The following is a 20,203-nucleotide window of genomic DNA, read 5'->3' on the forward strand; positions in this document are numbered from 1 at the left end:
GCAGTTCCCCGCGCCCCTAAAAGAGCGGGGCGCTTGGGTCACCCGGGTGACCAGGGCGCCCCTTCAGGGGCGCGGGGAACTGCGCGACCAGCCCCCACTCACCCGCACAATTCCCTCTCCGCCCGCACCGGATCATTCGGAAACCGGAACGACGTACGCTCCCACGCCCCGGTGACATTGCGCAGAAAGCGGGCCGCCGTAAGCGGCCGACGCACCGCCGCGTTCAGCTCGGCGAGCGCACCGCAGCGCAGGGCGTGCCGGGCCGCGCCCACCTGGGCGGGGTCGGCGCCCGGCCCCGCCCCCGGTACACCCCGGTCCGCGGCCAGCCACGCCGCCGGCAGATGTTTGTCGTGCCCGACCCGCCCGCCGTCGACCCGCTCGGAGTGCGCGGCCACCGGATAGGCCAGCCCGATCGGGTCGAGCGCGGCTCCGTGCAGGGGTACGACGGAGCCGTTGAGCCCCAACACCACATAACTGGCCGTCACGGACGGCGAGTTGGCGGCCGCCCGCGCGTCCTTTCCGAACAGCAGCGCATGCGCCCCGACGCGATCCGCCGCCCGCACCTTCCGCGCGTACTCCAGGTGGTGCGGAGCTCCCACGAAGGTGTGGTGCACCGGATGGGGATCCGCGTTGTGCCGCACGTACACCCCGCGCTCGTCCGCGATCCCCTCCGGCCCGATCTGTCCCCCGTACGGAACCCGCAGCCACCCGGCGCACACCACCGCCCACACCCCGACACCGACCGCGGCCAGTACACCCACCCGCGTCACCGGCACCACGAAGACGGGCAGCAGCATCAGCAGCAGTCCCGGCAGCAGCATCCGCCCGTGCATGAAGTCACCGCCGACCTTCACGACGTACACCCAGCACAACAGCCCGGCGACGACGGGCGCGAGCATGGGGACGAGCCGCGCGACCCGACGCTCGCCAAGTCCCCCACCAAGTCCCCCACGTGTGGGCAGCACCGCCGCCGCCACGAACAGCGCGGGCACCCACAGCAGATAGGGATGCGCGAAGTCCCCGAGATACCCGAACCCCCGCCCCCACAGACTCTGCGAGGCCTCCTTCGTCACGGCGGGCAGCGGCACCAGATGCCCGTAGTACCCGGCCCGGAAGACCTCGTACGCGGCAGGCAGCGCGGCCGCGGCCCCCGCACCCGCGAGCGCGCCCCGCCACGACGGCCGTACGAGCAGCCACTGCGCGCCGAGAAAGACAACCGTCACGAGCCCCAAGTCGGGCCGCACCAGCGGCCCGAGCCCGATGACCACCGAGGTCACGAGCGCCCCCGGCCGTGCGATCAGCGCCAGCCAGGCCCCCGCGATCCAGCACGTGGCGAGCCCCGTCTCCAGCCCCGAGGTGGCGAAGTCCCACACGGGCGGCAGCCCGAGCAGCATCAGCGACCCGAGCGGCACGGCAGCCACCCGCCCGCCGCCACCCGCACGCAGCGCCCCGATCCCCGCGAGCGCGAACCCCACGGCGGTCAGCAGCAGCCCCCCGAACACCGCCGCCAACGCCGGGTCCACCCCCGCCGCCCCGGCCCCCACGAGCAGCCACTGCCACAGGGTCCCGGTCGACGACTCGACCCGCTCACCCGCGTTGAACACGGGCCCGTTCCCCGCCAGCACCTGCCGCACGGTCCGTACGTAGATGTAGGCGTCGTCGGACATCCACCGCCGCTGAAACCCGGCGTACGCCACGACGAGCGCGGGCCCGAGCCACACCACGACGCGCGCCACAGCCGCCCACCCGGCACCCGTCCCGGGCCCGGGCAGCAGCGACACGGCGGACGGAACCGAGGGCGGACGGCTCTTCCGGTACGGCTTCAGATACGCGGGATACGAGGGATACGCGGGCGAGTGCGTCGACGTCATGATCCGTTCATCGGCCCACGTCAAGCCGAGCTTGACGCTCGCACGGGGCCGAACGGGTGACCCCGGTGAGGAGTCTGACGTCGAGTCAGTCCGTGTCGCAGACCGACGGGAGGGCGCGCCCGAGCCCCTTCAGATGCAGTACGTCGAGCCGGTGCCCGTACGCGGACAGCGCGGCCGCGGCGTACAGGCGCGGCTCACAGGAGGCGTCGGCGCGTACCGGTGCCGTCGCCTGGAGCGCGGCCAGGAGCCGCGTGGTGATCAGGTCGAGCGCCGGGCGGACCTCCTTCGCGAGGTCGGGGCGTTCGGTGGGCCGCTCGTCGGGGTGAGCGTCCCAGCGCGCGTACAGGCCGCGCTGGACCAGCTTGTTGGCCTCGATCTGGTCGCGGAAGACGGCGGTCACCGAGTCGGGGTCGAGCCCGAGCCCGGCCGCACGCGCGGCGACGTCGTCCAGGATCTGCCGCTCGCGTGCGGGATCGTCGATGGGCAGGTCGGTGCCGTACTTGGCCGCCGCCACCTTGTCGGCCAGCAGCAGCCGCTCGGCGAACAACTCGGTCAGCGAGGTGAGCGCGGAGGCGGGGAGGGAGGCGGGGGCTGAGGCGGGGGCGGTGTGTGCCGCGGCCGGAGCCTGGGCGGAGGCGGGCGCCGTGCCGGAAACGGCAGCGGCGGCGACCACGGCGGCGGTGACCAAGACGGACCGGAGGCGGTGGGGGCGCACGAGGTTCCCTTCGGAGCTTCGGGGCTTCGGGTGAGGTCGGTCGGCGCCGGACCGGCGTCCCGCGCCGTGCAGCAACGTATCGACGACGAGCGCGGCCAGTGCGTCCGGGGCCTGAACTTTGCGAAGGAACGGGTCGCTGCCTGGGGCCCGCCCGGCGAAGCGAAAATCCCCAAGCCGGTTGAAAATCCCCTACGCATGAGTAAGTTGACCCGGAAGTAAGTACGCGCCACCTCAACGCGAGCCGCTTCCGGGAGCCGTCATGGGCGTACGCAAGGACCTGAAACAGGCGAAGAAGCGCACCGATCTGGCGGACCGCGCCACGGTCGAGATCACCAAGGACCACCACGGTGCCGTCCGCGAGGCACGCATGCCCGCACTCGCCCCGAAGGCCGCCACCGGCAGCATCGCCGATCTCCCCTTCACCAACGCGGCCGAGGCCCCCGACGCCGTGGTCCTCCGCCGCAAGGAGCACGGCGCCTGGCAGCCGGTGACCGCGGCCGCCTTCGCCCGCGAAGTCACCGCCGTCGCCAAGGGGTTGATAGCGGCGGGCCTCGAACAGGGCGGCCGCGTCGCGGTCATGTCCCGTACGCGCTACGAGTGGACACTCCTCGACTTCGCGATCTGGGCGGCCGGCGGCCGTACCGTCCCGGTCTACGCCACGTCCTCGCCCGAGCAGATCGAGTGGATCGTCCGCGACTCGGCCACCCGGTTCGTCGTCGTGGAGACCGCCGAGAACGCGGCGGCCGTCGCGACCGGCACGGCCGACCACCCCGAACCCCCGCGCGTATGGCAGTTGGACGACGGAGCCGTCTCCGAACTCACCGCCCAGGGCCGCGACATCCCCGACGACGACGTCACCAAGCGCCGCGCCGCCCTGACCGCCGACACCGTCGCGACGATCTGCTACACCTCCGGCACCACCGGCCGGCCCAAGGGCTGCGTCCTCACCCACGGCAACCTGCACGCCGAGGCCGCGAACACCGTCGAGCTCCTGCACCCCATCTTCAAAGAGATCACGGGCCAGATCGCCTCGACCCTCCTCTTCCTGCCCCTCGCCCACATCCTGGGCCGCACCATCCAGATCGCCTGCCTGATGGCCCGTATCGAGCTGGGCCACTTTCCGAGCATCAAGCCCGAGGAACTGCGCCCGGCGCTACGGGAGTTCAGGCCCACCTTCCTGGTCGGCGTCCCGTACCTCTTCGAGAAGATCCACGGCACCGGACGGGCCACCGCCGAACGGATCGGACGCGGGGCCTCCTTCGACCGCGCGCACCGCATCGGCGTCCGCTTCGGCGAGGCGCACCTCGACAAGTTCCTCGGCCGCGGCAAGGGCCCCGGCCCCGGCCTGTACGCCGCCTGGGCCCTGTACGACCTGCTGGTCTACCGCCGCATCCGCAAGGAACTCGGCGGCCGCACGCGCTACGCCATCAGCGGCGGCTCCCCGCTCGACCGCGACCTCAACCTCTTCTTCTACGCCGCCGGAATCATCGTCTACGAGGGCTACGGCCTGACCGAGACCACCGCCGCCGCGACGATCGTCCCGCCGCTGCGCCCCCGCCCCGGCACGGTCGGCCTCCCCGTCCCCGGCACGGCGATCCGCATCGCCGACGACGGCGAGGTCCTCATCAAGGGCGGCATCGTCTTCGGCGCGTACTGGAACAACCCGGAAGCCACCGACGCCGCCCTGACCGACGACTGGTTCGCCACCGGCGACCTGGGCGCCCTCGACGAGGACGGCTACCTCACCATCACCGGCCGCAAGAAGGACATCCTCGTCACCTCCGGCGGCAAAAACGTCTCTCCGGCCGTCCTGGAGGACCGTCTCCGCAGCCGTCCCCCGGTCGGCCAGTGCCTCGTCGTCGGGGACAAACGCCCCTACGTCGCCGCCCTGATCACCCTGGACCGGGAGGACATCACCCACTGGCTGTACGTGCGCGGGATGCCCGCGGACACCCCGCTGTCCGAGCTCGTCCGCGACCCGCGTATGCGCGACGACGTCCAGAAGGTCGTCGACTACGCGAACCAGGCCGTCTCCCGGGCCGAGTCGATCCGTGCCTTCACGCTGGTCGAGGGGGAGTTCACCGAGGAGAACGGACTGCTGACCCCGTCCCTCAAGGTCAAACGGCATGCGGCGCTGACGGCGTACGCGAAGGAGATCGAGGAGCTGTACGGCGGCTGAAGACCCGTCTGCGGTCACTCGTGCGGGCGACCCACGCCGAGCCTTCTGACTCTTTTGGTGCAATTAGGCGTATATGTGAGTATGCGTCACTCTGCCTGAGGAGCTGCACCTAAGGAGGATGGATGGCCCCTGAGCGCCGCCGGTCCGCCCTCAGACGACTGGCGATCATCACCGCCGGAGTGGTCGTGTCAGCGGCATTCGTTCCCGGCCCGGCCCTCCTGGCCGACGCCGAACTCCACCCCGACCTGCGGCGCTCCGCGCCCGTGACGGACTCGGCGACGCAGGACGGGCGCCCGGCGGCGCCGCCCGCCGGACCCGGCTCGTCCCCGCCGCCCACGGACGCGGCGCACTCGCCCCCGGGAAAGTATGAGCGCTGGCCCGCGTTCGGCGCGTACCTCCACTACGGACCCGCGGGGGTGGAGCGCATGAAGGAGTTCAGCAGATGGCTGGGCGGCGCCGAACTGCGCGTGGGGCACACGTATCTGCCGGGGGACCTGTGGAGCAACATCGAGGGCGCACACGGCTTCCTCGACAGCTGGGCCGAGTGGCGGAAGGCCAAGGACGACCGGCTGCTCGTGCTCAACGTTCCGATGATGGAACGCAACGAGGAGGGCGTCCCCGACCCGGTCGTCAGACATCTGCTGCGGCAGGCCGCGGACGGCGAGTTCGACCACCACTTCCGGACGCTGGCCCGGCGGCTGGTCGACCTGGGCGCGACGGACACGGTCCTCGTGCTCGGCTGGGAGATGAACGGCGAGACGTACACCCATCGCTGCGGCCCCGACCCGGAGAGCTGGAAGCAGTACTGGAGGCGCATCGTCAACGTCATGCGCTCGGTTCCCGGGCAGAAGTTCAAGTTCGACTTCGCCCCGAACCGGGGCAGGGACGCCATTCCGTGGCCGGAGTGCTATCCCGGTGACGACGTCGTCGACATCGTCGGCATGGACTCGTACGACCAGCCGCACGGAATCTCCTTCGACCAGCAGGTGTCGGAACCCTACGGCCTGCAGTACCACGTGGACTTCGCACGGGAGCACGGCAAGCCGTTCTCGTATCCCGAGTGGGGTCTGTTCCGCAACGGCGACAGCCTCAGATACATGCTGCGCATGCTCGCGTGGATGGACCAGCACAAGCCGCTCTACAACACGATCACCGACTACTGCCCGCACGGCGTGTGGCTGTGTTCCACCAATGCCCGGGCCTCCGCCCTGTATCGCGTGCTGCTGTCCCACCACCTCACGCCGCAGCCGAGACCACCGGGCCTGATCCCCCTTCCGCCCGCGCCCACGGCTCCGGTCAAGCCGCACCCGACACCGGTGCCGACGCCGGTTCCGGTGCCCGTGCCCCTGCCGACCCCGAACCCGACCCCGAACCCGACACCCGTACCGACACCGGTGCCGACGCCCTCCAAGCTGCCCAACTGCACGCCGCTGGACCTCGCGAAATGGCTGGAGCAGCTGATCGGCGGCAAGCTCGCCGCCTGCCTCCAGTGGGCGGAGCGCTACCGGTGATCCGGCGGACCGGGCTCCCCGCGCAGGATCTTCTTGGCCCGGCGCCGCGCCGCGGTGTCGCAGACGGCGGCCGCCAGCAGCGGCACGGTACGCCGACGAGCCAGCAGGAAACGCTGGTTGACGACCGTCTCGGGGCACCAGCGGTACTTGTACGGTTCGTCGCCGCGCAGCAGGCTCAGGACCCGGCGCTCGCCGCCGGCCGCGAGGTGCTGGCCGGACGCGCGCAGCAGCATCGTCGCCACGTCCACCTTGCGCTCCCGCAACCGCGGGTGGAAGCCGTACAGATACAGGCCCGCCAGCCCTCCCGACAGCAGATTCAGACTGGCCGCCACCACGGCGCCCTCGAACACGAACTCCGTCACCGCGGCCCCGCCGGACCGGGCCATCGGGACCACGGAGCGGACCAGGTGCTCCAGGAACCGCGGTCGCACGTGCTCCGGTGACACCGTCCTGTCCTGCCACTGGAGCCGGTGCAGTTCGAGGAGCCGGCGCAGCGCGGCCTCGGTCTCGTCGTGGCTCACGACGTGCGACTCGACGCCGAGCCGGGCGAGCTGGTTCACCTTGTTGCGGACCCGCCGGGCGCGCGACGAGGGCAGCCGCCCGACCAGCTCGTCCATGGGTACGGCGGGCAACTCCAGGCACGCGGAGTCGCGCATCCGGTGCCGCGGGCCGCGCCAGCAGAGGTAGACCTGCTCCACCGCGCCGCCCGGCCGCACCTCGCGGAAGTCGATCAGGGCGCTGCGGGCCATGTCGGCCAGGGCGTCCGCCAGCGCCTGGGCGCCCTGCGCGGCCGCCGCCCTGTCGAGGAGCACATCGCAGAAGTCGGTGATGGCGCCGCCGACCGGCACCAGCGCCGGCAGCGGGTCGTGCACGCGCATCAGCGGTGCCGCCGCCACCAGTTCACCGCTCCTGCGGACCAGGACGAGCCGCAGCCTGCCGGGCGTGCCGTACGACAGCCACCACGAGTGGAGCCAGGCATGGCTCTGGAACGGTGTCACCGACGGGCAGGCCCGGTACAGGCGTTCCCACTCCCCGGCCAGCTCCGCGAACGCGCGCTCGTCGGTGCACACCTCCACCGACAGCGCGCGGTCGGACGCGGTCATCCGAGCGGCCCGCGGGCGTCGGCGGCGTGGGCCGGGCCGGGCACCGGTGCCCGGCCCGGGTCGTCGTCCGCCGCCCGCCGAGGCCGGGCCAGCAGCGCAAGGCCGCCCAGCAGACCTCCGGCGCTCGCACCCACGAGCGAGGTCAGCGCCGGGGACGCGGACGACGGCTCGGTGGGTTTCACGGCACGGGAGAGGCGCTCGAGCCTGATGCCGGTGTCCTTCTTGGTGTGGCCCGCCTGCGTGACGAGCGCTCGGGACACGGCGTTGGCGATGTCGACGGCCTGGCCGGGGCTCGACGAGGTCGCCGAGACCCCGACCATCGGCGCATCCGGCGAGGTCGCGACCTGCACGCTCTCGCGCAGCGTCGCGGCCGGCACTCCCGCCGCTACCTGCGCGTCCCCGAGCACCGCGAGCTGCGGGGCCACCCGGCCGTACGCCTGCGCGAAGCCGAGCGCGTCGGCGCAGTCGACGTCGGACCGGCCGGCCGCCACGGCGACGACGGAACTCGTCGCCGTGTACTGCGGCGGCTTAGCCAGTCCGTACGCGCCGCCGGCCGCGGCACCGAGCAGCGCGCCGGCCGGCAGCAGCCACCACGAGGGCAGCCGCTTCACACGAGCGCGCGTACGGCGCGGCACCCGGGCACGCTGAGCGGGGTTGTCGGTCATGGAGAACTCACTTCCAGGGTCGAGCCGGACAGAGCGGCCGTGTACACATCCATCAACTGCCGGGCGCTGCACGCGATGTCGTAGCGGTGCACGGCGTCCGGGGCGGTGCGCTCGCCCGGTCCCGCCGCCCGCAGCCGCAGCAGTTCCCGCGCGTACGCCCCGGCGCCGCCGGTGACGCGCCGGGCACCGGGTGCCGCGTCCGACGGCAGGTCCTCGACGGCGGGGCAGCTCGCATAGAGCACGGGGAGCCCGGCCGCCAGCGCCTCCACCACGGTCAGGCCGAAGGCCTCCTCCGCCGACGGCGAGGCGAGCACGTCCATCGCGGACAGCAGGGCGACCAGGCCGGGTCCGCCGTCGCGGGGGTCCGGCAGATACGGCCGCTCACCCGTCAGCACCACCCGGTCCGCGACACCCAGCTCCCGGGCGGTGCGCCGCAGCGCCTCCTCCTCGGGCCCGCCGCCTACCAGCAGCAGCCGTACGTCGCCGGGGAGCCGCGGCAGCGCGCGTACGAGCAGGTCGAAGCGTTTGCCCGGGGCGAGGCGCCCCACCCCGCCGACGACGTACGCGTCCTCGGGCAGCCCGTGGAACGCCCGGGCCTCCTTGCGGCGTACCTCGTCGAAGCGGAACCGGGGCGCGTCGATGCCGTTCGGGATGACGCGGATGCGCGGCCCGGGCACGCCCCAGTGACGCAGCCGCTCGGCCACCGTCGGCGAGACGGCGACCGTGGCGTCGCCGAGGCGCTCGCCGGCCAGGTACAGCGCGCGGACGCCCGCGGTCAGCGGCCGGCCCTCCAGCCGGGTGTCCCCGATCGAGTGCTCGGTGGCCACGACGGCCCGCACCCCTGCGAGACGCGCCGCGATCCGGCCGTAGAGGCAGGCCCGGTACAGATGGGTGTGCACGAGGTCGTAGCCGCCGGCCCGGATCAGCCGGGCGAGGCGTGGCAGCGCGCCGACGTCGCGGTTGCCGCCCATCCCGAGGTGGGTGACGCGGACGCCGTCGGCGGCCAGGCCCGCGGCGACCGGGCCGGGGTTGGTCAGGGCCACCACGTCGCACTGCGCGGGAAGATGACGCAGCAACAGGCGCAGCTGCTGTTCCGCTCCGCCGACGCCGAGGCCGGTGATGACATGCAGGGCCCTCACACGGCCTCCACGGCGCGGCCGTAGACCCGGGCCAGGCGCCGCTTCAGCTCCAGCCGCGCCGGGGTGTCGGCCTGCCCGATGTGGATGCGGGGCAGCGCGAAGTCGCCGCAGCCGGCCGGACCCGGGGAGATCGAGCAGGCGTAGCGGTAACCGGCCCGGCGCACGGCGGCGGCGACGCGCTCGTCGAGATCCCCGTACGGGTAGCAGAAGCCCTCGATGTCGCCGCCGGTGATCCCGGCGAGCCGGTGACGGCTGTCGTTGACCTCGCTGTGCAGCACCTCGTCCGTGGTCTTGGTCAGATCGAGGTGGGTCAGACCGTGCGAGGCGATCTCCATGCCCGCGGCCACGACACGGCGGATGCCGGCCACGTCGAGCAGCGGCTTGCGCGGTCCCTGCGGCTCCCATGCGTTCTCGCCGCCGAGCCGCCCGGGCAGCACGAACACGGTCGCGGTGAAACCCCGGCGGTACAGCACGGGCAGCGCGGTGGTGACGAAGTCGGCGTACCCGTCGTCGAAGGTGAGCCCCACCAGGCCGCGTTGCACGCCATTGGCGCGCGCCGCCAGCAGTTCCCGGACGCTCACCCCGCGCAGGCCGCGGCCGGACATCCAGGCGAGCTGGCGGTCGAGGCACGCGGGCGTGACGGTGACGTTGTAGGGGTCGTCCGGGCAGTCCGAGACGGAGTGGTACATGGCCACCCAGACGGCGGGGCCCCGCTTGGAGCGTCTTTTCGCGGGCGGAACGGGATCGGGTTCGGCCGTACGCGGTGCGGGGGAGACGTCAGCGACCATGGCCCAGCTTTCGTGTGACGGAGTGACGGACAAAGCGCACGACGGGAAGCAGGAGAGACCGGGCGCCCGCCGCGTCGAGAATCCAGACCAGCAGCAGGAAGACAGCGGTCACGCCGGCACAGCCGGCGGCGACGGACGCCGCGGGTGAGACGAACAGCCCCGCACAGACCAGCCCGGCTCCGGTGGCGCACACAGCCGCGCACACCGGTCGGGCCAGTTCGGCGACGACCCGGCGGACGCGCACGGGCACGCTGCGCGGCCCCAGGCCGTGCAGCAGGAGGAGCGCGGTGAGGGTGATGCCGGCCGCGTTGGCCGCGGCGATGCCGCGCGCACCCCAGGGCTGCACGACGCAGGCACCGACGACGACCGTGGCGAGCGCGCCCACGCCCATCGCGCCCAGCGGGAACCAGGTGGTACGGCCGGCCGCGAAGTACGACCGCACGAGCGCCCCGACCAGCGTCTGCCCGAGCAGTCCGGCCGCGTACACCCGCATGATCGCGGCCGTCGCGGCGGTGTCCTGCGCCGTGAACGCCCCGCGCTGGAAGAGGAGTTGGACGATCTGCGGCGCACAGGCCACGATCACCGCGGCGCCGAGCAGGACGAGGCAGGCCATCAGCGCCACGTCCCGCTCGACCCGGTCCCGGGCCCGCCGCATGTCGCCCTCGGCGATGGCCTGCGCCACCACCGGGAAGGTGACGACGCACACCATCAGCGACAGCGACATCGGCAACTGGGCGACCTTCTGGGCGTAGTTGAGGTGCGAGATGGCGCCGGCGGGCAGCCCGGAGGCGAAGTAGCGCTCGATGAGGACCTGCGACTGCCGGCACAGCGCGAAGAGCAGGACCGCGCAGACGAGGCCGAGCGCCAGGGGGCGGCCACCGTCCCCGTGGTACGCGGAGGCGGCCTTGCCGGGCCGCCCGGCGAGCCGCCGCCACAGGGACGGTGCCTGCACGGCGACCATGAGGCACCCGCCGAGGGCGACACCGACAGCGGCGGACCGTACGCCCCAGCCCTCGCTGAGGACGAACATCGCGGAGATGATCGCGATGTTGTACGCGATGTAGATCGCGCCCGGGGCGAGATACGAACGGTGCGCCCGCAGCGCCGCACTGCAGTACCCGGCCAGCCCGAAGCTCAGCACGCAGCTCGCGGTCAGCCGGGTGCAGGACACGGCCAGGTCCGGGTCGGGCAGGCCGGGCGCGAGGACGGAGACCAGCAGCGGTGCCCCGGCGGCGAGCGCGGCGGCCGTGGCCGCGAGGGCGAGGCACAGCCTCGGCAGCGAGGCGGCGACCAGGGCGTGCACGGGGTCGGGGCCGATCCCGTGCGCCCGCCGCGCCAGCGCCACGCTGAACGCGGGCACGAGCACGAACGCCATGCCGTCCTCGATCAGCAGCGTCGACGCCACTTCGGGCAGGGTCCAGGCCACCAGGAACGCGTCGGTGTCCTCGCCGGCGCCGAAGAGGTGCGCGAGCGCCTGGTCCCGGCCGAGCCCGAGGAGCGCCCCGGCCATGGACAGCGCGGCGGAGAGCAACGTCGCCCTCGCCAGGAAGCGGCCCGAGGGAGTGCCCGCCCGCCGGGCGCCCGCCGGAACCGGGCCGCCGTCGACCGGGAGCGGGCGGCCGCCCATGCCGGTCGCGGGGCCGGTCGCGTGGCGGGTCGCGCCCTCGGCCGTCGCTGATCGGGGCCTCATCGCGGGCCTGATTCAGCGGCCGGGCCCGTCGTCGCGTCGGGTGCCAGCGCCCACCAGGCAGCGAGGCCGAAGCAGACGGCCGTCAGGACGGTGGAGGGCCCGCCGATGTCGGCGTACAGGAAGTTCACGAGCTGCCACAGCAGCAGCCCGCAGGCCGCGAGCGCGCAGTCCCGGGCGCGTCCGGCCCGCCGCAGCCGGGGCAGCGCGCAGGCCAGCAGGGCCAGCCAGCTGCCCGCCACGGTGAGCAGGCCCAGCAGGCCCTGCTCACTGAGGATCAGCAGGTACATGTTGTGCGGGGAGAGCAGGGGCTGGCGCCGGAAGGCCTGGCCCGCTCCCTCCGTGTCGCTGCCCGACGACAGCGCGAGCGAGGCATGGCCGTCCCGGTGTGCGGGAAAGGCCTTCAGCCCCACGCCCGTCACCGGGTGCCCGCGCCACATGTCGGCGGACGCCGCCCACATGGTGTACCGGTCGACGACCGACTGGTCCGGTGCGTCGGCGACCTGCGTGATGCTGGTCAGCCGCTCCTGCAGCGCCGCGGCGCCCACGCCGAGTCCGCCCACCAGCACCACCGAGACCGCGACCACCGCCGCGAACACCTTCACCGCCCGCCGCACCCCGGCCAGCAGCAACTGCGCCCCGCACGCCACGGCCGTGGCGATCCAGGCACCCCGGCTGAAGGACAGCGCGAGCGGCACGAGCAGCGCCAGCGCACATCCGACCGCCACGACCCGCTGCCGCCGCGCCGGCGACCCGAGCGCGAGACCGGTCGCGGCCACCAGCCCGTACGCGACGACGGTCGACATCCCCATCACGTCGGACGGCCCGAACGTGCCCACAGCCCGGATGTAGGCCCCCTGATACGAGGCCCCGGTTCCGGTGAGGAACTGGTGCCCGCCGAGCGCCCCCTGCCACAGCGCGAGGCCGGTCAGCGACCAGAGCACCAGCCGGGCGTCGCGCCGGTCGCGCACCAGCAGCATCACCGCGACCGGGACGAGCACGAAGACCTGCAGGTAGCGGGCCAGTCCGGTGATCCCGTCGCCGGGCGTCGCCGCCCCGGCCGCGGCGACCGCGATGCCCACCACGGGCAGCCCGAACACGACCGCCGCCGTCCGCGTCAGCGGGCGCCGCGCCCGCCGGACGGTGCGTACGGCGGCCCAGAGCACGACAAGACCCGAGGCCGCGTCGGCCGGCGTGGCGTCGCTGCCCGCCGCGACCGGCAGTGCCAGCAGTGCGACCACCGCCACGACGGGCAGCACGGGAGCGGCCCGGCGCAGCGCAGGCAGCGGGGACGAGAGTGGGGGAGAGAGCGCCGAGGGAGTGCTCACCGGCGCTCAGCTCCCCGTCGGCCGCAGGAACTGGACCGCCGTACGCACCAGGATGCAGATGTCCTGCCACAGCGACCAGTTGTCGATGTAGGCGTTGTCGAAGCGGCACCGGTCCTCGATGGACGTGTCGCCGCGCAGCCCGTGGATCTGGGCGAGTCCGGTGATCCCGGTCTGCATGCGGTGACGCTCCGGGTAGCCCGGGTGGGCCTGGCTGAACTTGGCGACGAAATAAGGCCGTTCGGGTCTCGGGCCGACCAGGCTCATGTCACCGCGGAACACGTTCCACAGCTGCGGCAGCTCGTCCAGCGAGGTGCGGCGCAGGAGCTGGCAGAAGCGGCTCATCTCCTGCTCGTTCGCCACGCTCCAGCGGGTCGCGGCCTCGTGCGCGCTGGCGGGCCGGTGGGTGCGGAACTTCAGCATGGTGAACGGCCGCCCGTCCTTGCCGATCCGCTCCTGCCGGAACACCACGCCGGGCCCGTCCAGGACCCGCAGCACGACCGCGCACACCAGCAGCACCGGGGCGGCCAGCAGCAGCAGCGAGCCCGACAGCACCACGTCGAGCGCCCGCTTGCCCGCGCTTCCCCTCCGGCGCCCGCCTCGCGGACACAGCAACCTGCGGGAGAAACCCGCCAGTTGCCCCGCCCGCTCGCGGCGCCCGCCGGGTCCGTACGACGGCGAGGACGCCCCGTCGTACAGCTCCCACAGCACGCATCCGTACGCGGCGAGCCCCCGCAGCAGAGCGGCCTTCTCCACCCGAGTGGCGGCCCCCACCACGAGCACCGTCTCCACACCGTTCTGGATGACCGCCCGACGCGCGTCCTGGCCCGAGGTGAGCACCGGCAGCCCGGGCCCGTCGCCGGAATCGGCAAGACCCTCCAGGGCGTCGGTGACGAGGCCGACCGGCCGCACCCCGCAGTCCGGGTGGCGCAGCAACGCGGCCGCGACACGTCGGCCCGCCGCGACCGGACCGACCACCAGGGCGGGACAGGGCAGCTGCCGCAGTGCCCGGCGCCGGCGACCGTGCACCGCTCCGCGGCCCGCGCAGGCCGCCGCGCAGTGCACGGCGAAAGCGGTGACCAGCACGGTCATCGGGAGCGGCCGCAGCGGGGAGAGCGCCGCGAAGGCCGTCCAGCCGACGGCGATCCGTCCGCAGACGGCAGGAAGTTCGTCGAGTACACCGGGGACGACGGAGGTGTCGTACAGCGAAGCCCGTCGGTTCAGACCGATCACGCCGAGGGCCAGCAGGGCGATGACCAACGGGTACCTGTGTGCCCAGGGCACCACCAGGGCCCCCAGCAGGGCGGCGCCCCCGTCGACGAGCAACAGGGTTGCCCCGGAGGTCCGCCGCGGACGACGGGACCCCCGTCCGGCGGGCAGCCCGCGCCCGGCGGCGCGGCCGCGCGGGTCGAGGACGGAGACGGCGCTCTCCGCCGCCCGCGGCTGCTGGCCCGCAGGAGAGGGAACGGTACTTTCCGCAGTCATGTGGTGATGTACTTCCTGCTCTCGGTGGTGACGACGACCGGCGTGGTAACGACGCCGAGCAGTTCGCGGTACACATCGGTTACTGCGTCCGTGGCGTGCCGCAGGCCGTGGGCGGCCAGCACGTGCCTCCGGCCCTCTGCGCCCAGCGCCGCGCGCAGCCGCTCGTCCCGCAACAGCGCCGTCAGCGCCCGCGCCAGCGCGCCGGGGTCCTCCGGCGGCACCAGGCAGTACGACGGATGGCCGGGCGGAAGGCTCTCGCGCGCCCCGTCCACATCCGTGACGACGACCGGTCTGGCGCACGCCATGGCCTCCAGCGGGGCGAGCGCCATGCCCTCCCAGCGGGACGGCAGGACCACGACGTCGGCGGCCCGGTACCAGGGAGCGGCGTCGGGCGCCACGCCGGCGAACTCCACCGAGTCGGGCGCCGCAGAGCGCAGCCGGTCCGCGTCCGGACCGTCGCCGACCAGCACCAACCGCGCGCCGGCCACCCGCCGCGCAACCTCGGGCCAGGCCTGAAGGAGCACGTCCTGCCCCTTCTGGCGGCACAGCCGGCCCACGCACACGACGAGCGGACCCTCCCCCACTCTCGGCTTCGCTCGAGCGGGGGGACCCCCATCGGACCGGGCGCCGGTCCCCTCCGGCCGGAACCTGTGCGTGTCGACACCGTTGGGGACCACGCGCCACAGGGCGGTGATCCCGCACCGCACACCGGTACGCCGCTCCGCCTCGCTGACGCACAGGACGCGCGCCGCCCACCGCGCCCCGAACCGCTCCCAGCCAAGGGCCAGGCGCGCGACGACTCCGTCCGCGGCGTCGAACGACCAGGCATGCGGCTGAAAGACGGTCGGGACGCGGCCGCGTACCGCGAGCCGGGCCGCGAGTCCCGCCTTCGCGCTGTGCGCGTGCACCAGGTCCGGCCGCAGATCGCGCAGGATCCGCGCCAACCGCCGCACCTCGCCCGGAAGCCGACCCCCCGGTGAGCGGGTCGCATCCCAACGGAGCACCGTGCAGTCCAGCGCGCTCAAGGTGTCCGTCAGCGCGCCACTCTCCGGACAGGCCACGGTCACCCGCAGCCCCCTGGCGAGCTGAGCCGCCACCAGGTCCGTCACGACCCGCGCGACACCGCCCTCGACGGGCTGGGTGACATGCAGGATGTGCGCTGCGCGTGCCATAACCGAGGATGCCCTTCCGAACAAAAGAGGCCGAGCCGACAACAGGATGTGCGGCTCGTGTTCGCAATATAAAATCCACAACCGGCTTCGCCGGACTCAGGCGGTGAGCAACTCTAGCCGCTTATCCGTATTTATCTGAGAACCAGTCAGGTGTGTCGGAATCGTGGCGTTTCAATGGACTATTGCTCACCCGGGATCACCCATTTGGAGTCGTAGCGAGGTGTGATTCCGCGCGGCCATCCGATTGGCGGGGCCATGCTCCATTCGGGGTGACCGGCTGTGAAAGGGCCTCTCATCAGCGCGGACGATGCTCTGAATCCGGATGGTTCGTCAGGGGATGCCCGCGATCGGTTGCGGGCGTGATGCACGAGTTTCACGGTGATCACACGATCGGAACTCACTCGAAGGAAACACCCATGCGTGTACTGCCCACCCGGCGCATCGCCGCTTCGGCCCTCTGCACGGCACTCGTACTCGGGGCGGCAGGGACCGCCCTCGCGACTGCTCCCGACTCGGAGGGCGGTGTCGCTCGCACGGTGTCCCGCGCACCGGTCCCGAGGGCGGAGGCGCTCCTGGGCCAGACCGAGGCGCTGGGCGACCTCGGCACCGTACTGACCCCGGCGACCAACCTCCTGAACACCGTGCTCAAGGCCGACAACGGCCAGCTCTCCAAGGAAGAGGCGAAGAAGCTCGGTGACGCCACGAAGGGCGCCATCGCGCAGGCCAAGGACAAGGCCAAGGCACCGGCCCAGCCGCCGGGCACCTCGCCGTCCGCGAGCGCCACGTCCCCGGTGAAGCTGCTCCCCGCGGACCTCAGGGACGACCAACTCGACGCCCTCGGCAAGGCAGTCGACGCCTTGCTGGGTGCGGTCACCTCCGGCAAGGCCGACCAGGTGGAACCCGCGGTCGAAAATGTGGTGACCGCCCTCGTGAACGTTTCCGCCGCCACGCTGCTCGGCAGCGAAATGCGCGCAGCGGATCTGCCCGGCCTGCCGCCCTCCTGATACCGGGACCGTTGCCTGAGGCGAAGCAGTCACCGGTCTCCTCGACCCGTTGTGCCGACCACGTCGGCACAACGGGTCTTCTCGTATGAGTTCCTGGAACCTGTTGGTGACAGAGTTTCCAGAAAGCTCCACCCTCGTTAGCCCAGGAGAACTGAGACCGGGTCTCTCGCGACGCCTGAAGAATGAAACACCGTCTGGCGACCGCGGGTTACGGAAGACGAGTTTCGAAAGAAAGGCACACGATGAAGACTCTGAAGGCTGCCGCCGTTGTTGTCGGCTCCCTTGCCATCGCCGGCGTCACGGTGCCCGCCGCCGCGGGGGACATGCCGGCGCAGGGCCTCTTGGACAACGGAAAGATGGTCGCGGGCAGCCTCCCCTCGGCGGCCAAGGTGCCGACGGGGTTCGTGGCCGAAAACGCCAGGGAAACGGCGCACGGCGTGAAGGACGGCGTGAAGGAGCGCGTGAACGAGTCGGGAATCGTGAAGACCCCCGTCTTCGGCGGCACCCTGCCGAACCCCATCGACGGCAAGCTGCTCGGCGGACTTCCGGTCCCCAAGTAGGTAGTCGAGCAAGGCAATTCAGCACTGCCTTCACCGACGGCCGACGCCACCTCATCCGTGGCCTCGTCGCTCATCGGCTCGACGATTCGGGTCGGCTCCGCACCCCTCGGAGCCGGCCCTTCGGCATATACGGGGAGTGCGGTCGGCTTTCACCCGCTGGGCCAAACGGACGACTCGGGATGACCTGGGCGGCCAAGCGTCGTTGATCCCATTGGAATGGCCCCATTGAGTGCATCGGGGTCTTCCGCAGAGGGACTGGCCATCTCCTGAGCTCTTGAGGTGGCACATCCGTCGGCGTCGGCCGCTTCGCGGCGTGCCGGCTGGGATGTCATGGACGGAAGGGCGCTGTTTCCTCCTTGTCGGCGCGCCTTCCTGAACCGGTGACATGTCCGCCGGCCTTCGCCGGTCGCCTCCTGACCGCGGGGCCTGTCCGCGTCTGACGCGGACAGGCCCCGCGGGCTTCCTTCCGCGGAACTCGGCGGAATTCCGTGAGCAGTCGGCTTCGGCATCTCCACCGGCACGGCACACGCCTACGACCTGCTCGCCGACCAAGTGCCCGGGCTATTGAGCGCCCCGCGCGAAGCCGACCCCGACTGGGGATCCCGCCCGCACCGCCCGCCGTGCCCACGACCTGACGGCGGCCCTGCCCCCACCGGATCATCCGGATCTGCATCGCTGGAACGCAGGACGCGGGAAAGCCGATGGCGGCCCGCCGGAGTTCCGGCGGGCCGCCAACAGGTGAAGCACTGCTCAGAAGAGCAGGCCGCCGATGTACGGGGCGTTCTGCGACTGGTCGACCTTCGCCGTGTTGCAGGAGGCGTAGTGCGAGTTCGGCGCGACCACGCCGCCGAGGACGGCGCCGTTGGACCACGGCGCGATGCAGCGGCCGTCGACGAGCGTGCCGTTGCTGACCAGAATGCCCTGCTGGGGTTCGTTCACGACGACCGGGGACGACGAGAAGCCGCCACCGCCGGTGACGGTGGTGGTGTTGTCGTCGGCCGCGGCGGTGCCGCCCGCCGCGAGGACGATGCCCGCGGCGAGGGCGGAAATGGCCGTAACCTTGTTACGCATGAGATGCGCCTTTCGGTAGGGCGGTTGGGGGATTCGCCTGCTCCGAATTGCTCGGGACAGGGGTCAGAAGAGCAGGCCGCCCTTGTAAATGGCGTTCTGCGACTGGTCGACGTTCGCCGTGTTGCAGGCGGCGTAGTGCGAGTTCGGGGCGGCCACGCCGCCGAGGACGGCGCCGTTGGACCACGGCGCTACGCAACGGAGGTCGACGGCCGAGCCGTTGACGACAGCAACGCCCTGCTGGGGGGCGTTCACGACGACCGGGGACGACGAGAAGCCGTCACCGCCCTTGACGGTGGTGCAGTTTTCGGCCGCGGCAGTGCCGCTCACCGCGAGGACGATGCCTGCGGCGAGGGCGGAAATGGCCGTAACCTTGTTACGCATGAGTTGCGCCTTTCCGGGCTACGTTTGGGGGATTCGCCTGCTCCGAATTGCTCGGGACAGGGGTCAGAAGAGCAGGCCGCCCTTGTATGGAGCGTTCTGCGACTGGTCGACCTTCGCCGTGTTGCAGGCGGCGTAGTGCGAGTTCGGCGGGACGACGCCGCCGAGGACTGCACCGTTGGACCACGGCGCGATGCAACGACCGTCGATGAGCGTGCCGTTGATGATGACAACGCCCTGCTGGGGGGCGTTCACGACGACCGGGGACGACGAAAAGCCGCCACCTCCCGCGACCTTGGTTTCGTTGTCGCCGGCCGAGGCAGTGCCGATGCTGCTGACGACAGCGCCGAGGGTAAGGGCAGTGATGACCGCGAACTTCCTGGGCAACTCGGTTCCTTCCTGAATTCACCGTTGCGCACGCTTGCATACCAGGAAACCTTGATATGCAGGCATAAGTCACGGGAAGAGCGTCTAAACAGGTCTGATTCCATCGGATGGCGCAATATCGCGCGTCCCGGCATGCGGTCCGGGAATGGATGTGGATGTGGATGTGGAATCCGTACGGCTCATCAGCGGCGCACGGCAATCCGAAAGGCCGCGTTCGATGGCCGCTTGGAGAAATGCCCCGTCCGTCGGGCCGCTCCAGGCCGTACGGAACGAGCGCCGACGTATGTGCGGCCCACCGGAAGGGAGAGGACCGGTGGGCCGCACAGATGGTTCACGAGTCCCGGGCGGTGTTCGGGTCCGCCGAGCCCGGATGTCGAGCTGCCGGTCCGGAGCCGGCGTCCGGGCCTGCGGCTCCGAGGTGACGGACGTGTGTGAAACCAGGACCGACAGCGGGCCGATCCGCCCCCGCGACATCAGCGGTGTCGGCCTCCGGCTGCCGAGAACCGGATCAGAGCCTCAGAATTCCGGGCCCGCCTGTGTCCCGCGGACAGACGGGACCACATGGCAGCGAAAGCATCGTGAAGCAGTGAAGGCTTTCGCCGGTGCGGCCGACTCCTACGGTTTCCGTGTCGTCACTTGCCGAGCAAGGTGCCGAGCCCGGCAGCGGTCGGCGCCTGCAGCGGGTGGAGCTGAACGGCGCCGTTTCCGGCCGGGTTCTTCACCGGAATCGTGGGCTTCTTGGCAGCGTGCCGGTCCATACCGTCCAGGTAAACGCCAGAGACTCCCTCCGGCCTCTTCTGGTCGAACGCGCTCCCGTTGGTGATCTTGCCGCTGCGGGCCAGTCGTGTCACGGTGTCGGCCGCGGGCACGACCGCCGGAGTCACCTTGGTCGGGGACATGAGACCGAGCAGACCGGCCGAGGGGGCCGGGGCTGGTGCCGCGGCGGCCGAAGCCGCGGCGGCGGAGCCACCCACGAGACCCGCGCCGATGGCCAACGCCGCAGTGGTGAAAATTGCCTTCTTCATGATTCACCTCGGTTGAAAGTTACCTCTGATCCGACGGCTGGAGAACATAGCAGTCCATGCCCTATGTAAAAGCGACGCGTTACTCCATACGCATGAAGGTCGGAGGAGTGAACAATGCCTTGCGTGCGGTGCCGGCAG

18 protein-coding genes are annotated in these 20,203 nt (G+C 72.0%); 4 read left to right on the forward strand and 14 right to left on the reverse strand.

All coding sequences use genetic code 11. From position 1 onward, the window contains the following. Positions 1-98: 98 nt before the first annotated feature. Positions 99-1,871: a hypothetical protein gene (locus tag GAS53_RS47640; RefSeq protein ID WP_151484037.1), complete on the reverse strand. Its 1,773-nt coding sequence runs from the start codon at positions 1,869-1,871 to the stop codon at positions 99-101. Between the two features lie 85 nt (positions 1,872-1,956). Next, positions 1,957-2,586 carry a chorismate mutase gene (locus GAS53_RS47645; protein ID WP_151484038.1) on the reverse strand — a complete coding sequence of 210 codons (630 nt, stop codon included), beginning with the start codon at positions 2,584-2,586 and terminating at the stop codon, positions 1,957-1,959. 259 nt (positions 2,587-2,845) lie between these two features. Here GAS53_RS47645 and GAS53_RS47650 point away from each other — a divergent pair, with 259 nt between their 5' ends. Both GAS53_RS47650 and GAS53_RS47655 read left to right on the forward strand, forming a co-directional pair. Then, positions 2,846-4,765, forward strand: coding sequence for an AMP-dependent synthetase/ligase (locus GAS53_RS47650; protein ID WP_151484039.1), 1,920 nt, complete (start codon positions 2,846-2,848; stop codon positions 4,763-4,765). Positions 4,766-4,887: 122 nt separating this feature from the next. Further along, positions 4,888-6,276, forward strand: coding sequence for a glycoside hydrolase family 26 protein (locus GAS53_RS47655; protein ID WP_151484040.1), 1,389 nt, complete (start codon positions 4,888-4,890; stop codon positions 6,274-6,276). On the opposite strand, the gene GAS53_RS47660 is transcribed toward GAS53_RS47655, so the two are convergent. The 8 genes from GAS53_RS47660 to GAS53_RS47695 are packed head-to-tail and all read right to left on the reverse strand — an operon-like array spanning position 6,267 to position 15,640. Next, complete coding sequence (locus GAS53_RS47660) at positions 6,267-7,379, reverse strand: GNAT family N-acetyltransferase (protein ID WP_151484041.1); 1,113 nt, start codon at positions 7,377-7,379, stop codon at positions 6,267-6,269. The two genes, GAS53_RS47655 and GAS53_RS47660, sit on opposite strands and share 10 nt — an antisense overlap. Continuing rightward, the gene (locus GAS53_RS47665; protein WP_151484042.1) at positions 7,376-8,044 is read right to left on the reverse strand and encodes a YveK family protein; all 669 of its coding nucleotides are present in this window, start codon (positions 8,042-8,044) and stop codon (positions 7,376-7,378) included. Before GAS53_RS47665 ends, GAS53_RS47660 begins: the two co-directional genes overlap by 4 nt. Further along, positions 8,041-9,183 (reverse strand): glycosyltransferase, encoded by a 1,143-nt coding sequence (locus GAS53_RS47670; protein WP_151484043.1) that lies wholly within the window; start codon positions 9,181-9,183, stop codon positions 8,041-8,043. The genes GAS53_RS47665 and GAS53_RS47670 overlap by 4 nt, the downstream gene beginning before the upstream one ends. Next, entirely contained in the window at positions 9,180-9,971 is a 792-nt protein-coding gene (locus tag GAS53_RS47675; RefSeq protein ID WP_151484044.1) for a polysaccharide deacetylase family protein, read from the reverse strand. The genes GAS53_RS47670 and GAS53_RS47675 overlap by 4 nt, the downstream gene beginning before the upstream one ends. Beyond that, complete coding sequence (murJ, locus tag GAS53_RS47680; protein WP_225859560.1) at positions 9,961-11,661, reverse strand: murein biosynthesis integral membrane protein MurJ; 1,701 nt, start codon at positions 11,659-11,661, stop codon at positions 9,961-9,963. The genes GAS53_RS47675 and murJ overlap by 11 nt, the downstream gene beginning before the upstream one ends. Further along, positions 11,658-12,986, reverse strand: a complete 1,329-nt coding sequence (locus GAS53_RS47685) for an O-antigen ligase family protein (RefSeq protein WP_151484045.1) — start codon at positions 12,984-12,986, stop codon at positions 11,658-11,660. Before GAS53_RS47685 ends, murJ begins: the two co-directional genes overlap by 4 nt. Before the next feature lie 6 nt (positions 12,987-12,992). Then, positions 12,993-14,468 carry an exopolysaccharide biosynthesis polyprenyl glycosylphosphotransferase gene (locus tag GAS53_RS47690; RefSeq protein WP_151484046.1) on the reverse strand — a complete coding sequence of 492 codons (1,476 nt, stop codon included), beginning with the start codon at positions 14,466-14,468 and terminating at the stop codon, positions 12,993-12,995. After that, entirely contained in the window at positions 14,465-15,640 is a 1,176-nt protein-coding gene (locus tag GAS53_RS47695; RefSeq protein ID WP_151484047.1) for a glycosyltransferase, read from the reverse strand. The genes GAS53_RS47690 and GAS53_RS47695 overlap by 4 nt, the downstream gene beginning before the upstream one ends. A 416-nt stretch (positions 15,641-16,056) precedes the next feature. On the opposite strand from GAS53_RS47695, the gene GAS53_RS47700 reads away from it, so the two are divergent. Continuing rightward, positions 16,057-16,644, forward strand: a complete 588-nt coding sequence (locus tag GAS53_RS47700; RefSeq protein WP_151484048.1) for a hypothetical protein — start codon at positions 16,057-16,059, stop codon at positions 16,642-16,644. Positions 16,645-16,886: 242 nt separating this feature from the next. Then, positions 16,887-17,204 carry a hypothetical protein gene (locus GAS53_RS47705; RefSeq protein ID WP_192583607.1) on the forward strand — a complete coding sequence of 106 codons (318 nt, stop codon included), beginning with the start codon at positions 16,887-16,889 and terminating at the stop codon, positions 17,202-17,204. 750 nt (positions 17,205-17,954) lie between these two features. On the opposite strand, the gene GAS53_RS47715 is transcribed toward GAS53_RS47705, so the two are convergent. The 4 genes from GAS53_RS47715 to GAS53_RS47730 all read right to left on the reverse strand — a co-directional run bounded on the left by GAS53_RS47715 (position 17,955) and on the right by GAS53_RS47730 (position 20,065). Then, a complete protein-coding gene (locus GAS53_RS47715; RefSeq protein WP_151484050.1) occupies positions 17,955-18,275 on the reverse strand; it encodes a hypothetical protein in 321 nt (106 codons plus the stop codon). Between the two features lie 63 nt (positions 18,276-18,338). Further along, positions 18,339-18,656, reverse strand: coding sequence for a hypothetical protein (locus GAS53_RS47720; RefSeq protein ID WP_151484051.1), 318 nt, complete (start codon positions 18,654-18,656; stop codon positions 18,339-18,341). 63 nt (positions 18,657-18,719) lie between these two features. Then, on the reverse strand, positions 18,720-19,040 hold the full coding sequence (locus GAS53_RS47725) for a hypothetical protein (RefSeq protein ID WP_151484052.1): 321 nt from the start codon (positions 19,038-19,040) through the stop codon (positions 18,720-18,722). A 632-nt stretch (positions 19,041-19,672) separates the two neighbouring features. Beyond that, positions 19,673-20,065 carry a hypothetical protein gene (locus tag GAS53_RS47730; protein ID WP_225859561.1) on the reverse strand — a complete coding sequence of 131 codons (393 nt, stop codon included), beginning with the start codon at positions 20,063-20,065 and terminating at the stop codon, positions 19,673-19,675. Between the last annotated feature and the right edge of the window lie 138 nt (positions 20,066-20,203).

This window comes from Streptomyces albicerus (assembly GCF_008905045.1).
GTDB classification, from domain to species: Bacteria; Actinomycetota; Actinomycetes; order Streptomycetales; family Streptomycetaceae; genus Streptomyces; species Streptomyces albicerus.

Bases quoted from the DNA above. Each gene is read 5' to 3' on its own strand.
- GAS53_RS47715 (WP_151484050.1), bottom strand. From the start codon at position 18,275: ATGCGTAACAAGGTTACGGCCATTTCCGCCCTCGCCGCGGGCATCGTC.
- GAS53_RS47665 (WP_151484042.1), bottom strand. From the start codon at position 8,044: ATGACCGACAACCCCGCTCAGCGTGCCCGGGTGCCGCGCCGTACGCGC.
- GAS53_RS47695 (WP_151484047.1), bottom strand. From the start codon at position 15,640: ATGGCACGCGCAGCGCACATCCTGCATGTCACCCAGCCCGTCGAGGGC.
- GAS53_RS47655 (WP_151484040.1), top strand. From the start codon at position 4,888: ATGGCCCCTGAGCGCCGCCGGTCCGCCCTCAGACGACTGGCGATCATC.
- GAS53_RS47700 (WP_151484048.1), top strand. From the start codon at position 16,057: ATGCGTGTACTGCCCACCCGGCGCATCGCCGCTTCGGCCCTCTGCACG.
- GAS53_RS47675 (WP_151484044.1), bottom strand. From the start codon at position 9,971: ATGGTCGCTGACGTCTCCCCCGCACCGCGTACGGCCGAACCCGATCCC.
- GAS53_RS47705 (WP_192583607.1), top strand. From the start codon at position 16,887: ATGAAGACTCTGAAGGCTGCCGCCGTTGTTGTCGGCTCCCTTGCCATC.
- GAS53_RS47650 (WP_151484039.1), top strand. From the start codon at position 2,846: ATGGGCGTACGCAAGGACCTGAAACAGGCGAAGAAGCGCACCGATCTG.
- murJ (WP_225859560.1), bottom strand. From the start codon at position 11,661: ATGAGGCCCCGATCAGCGACGGCCGAGGGCGCGACCCGCCACGCGACC.
- GAS53_RS47660 (WP_151484041.1), bottom strand. From the start codon at position 7,379: ATGACCGCGTCCGACCGCGCGCTGTCGGTGGAGGTGTGCACCGACGAG.
- GAS53_RS47640 (WP_151484037.1), bottom strand. From the start codon at position 1,871: ATGACGTCGACGCACTCGCCCGCGTATCCCTCGTATCCCGCGTATCTG.
- GAS53_RS47720 (WP_151484051.1), bottom strand. From the start codon at position 18,656: ATGCGTAACAAGGTTACGGCCATTTCCGCCCTCGCCGCAGGCATCGTC.
- GAS53_RS47730 (WP_225859561.1), bottom strand. From the start codon at position 20,065: ATGAAGAAGGCAATTTTCACCACTGCGGCGTTGGCCATCGGCGCGGGT.
- GAS53_RS47690 (WP_151484046.1), bottom strand. From the start codon at position 14,468: ATGACTGCGGAAAGTACCGTTCCCTCTCCTGCGGGCCAGCAGCCGCGG.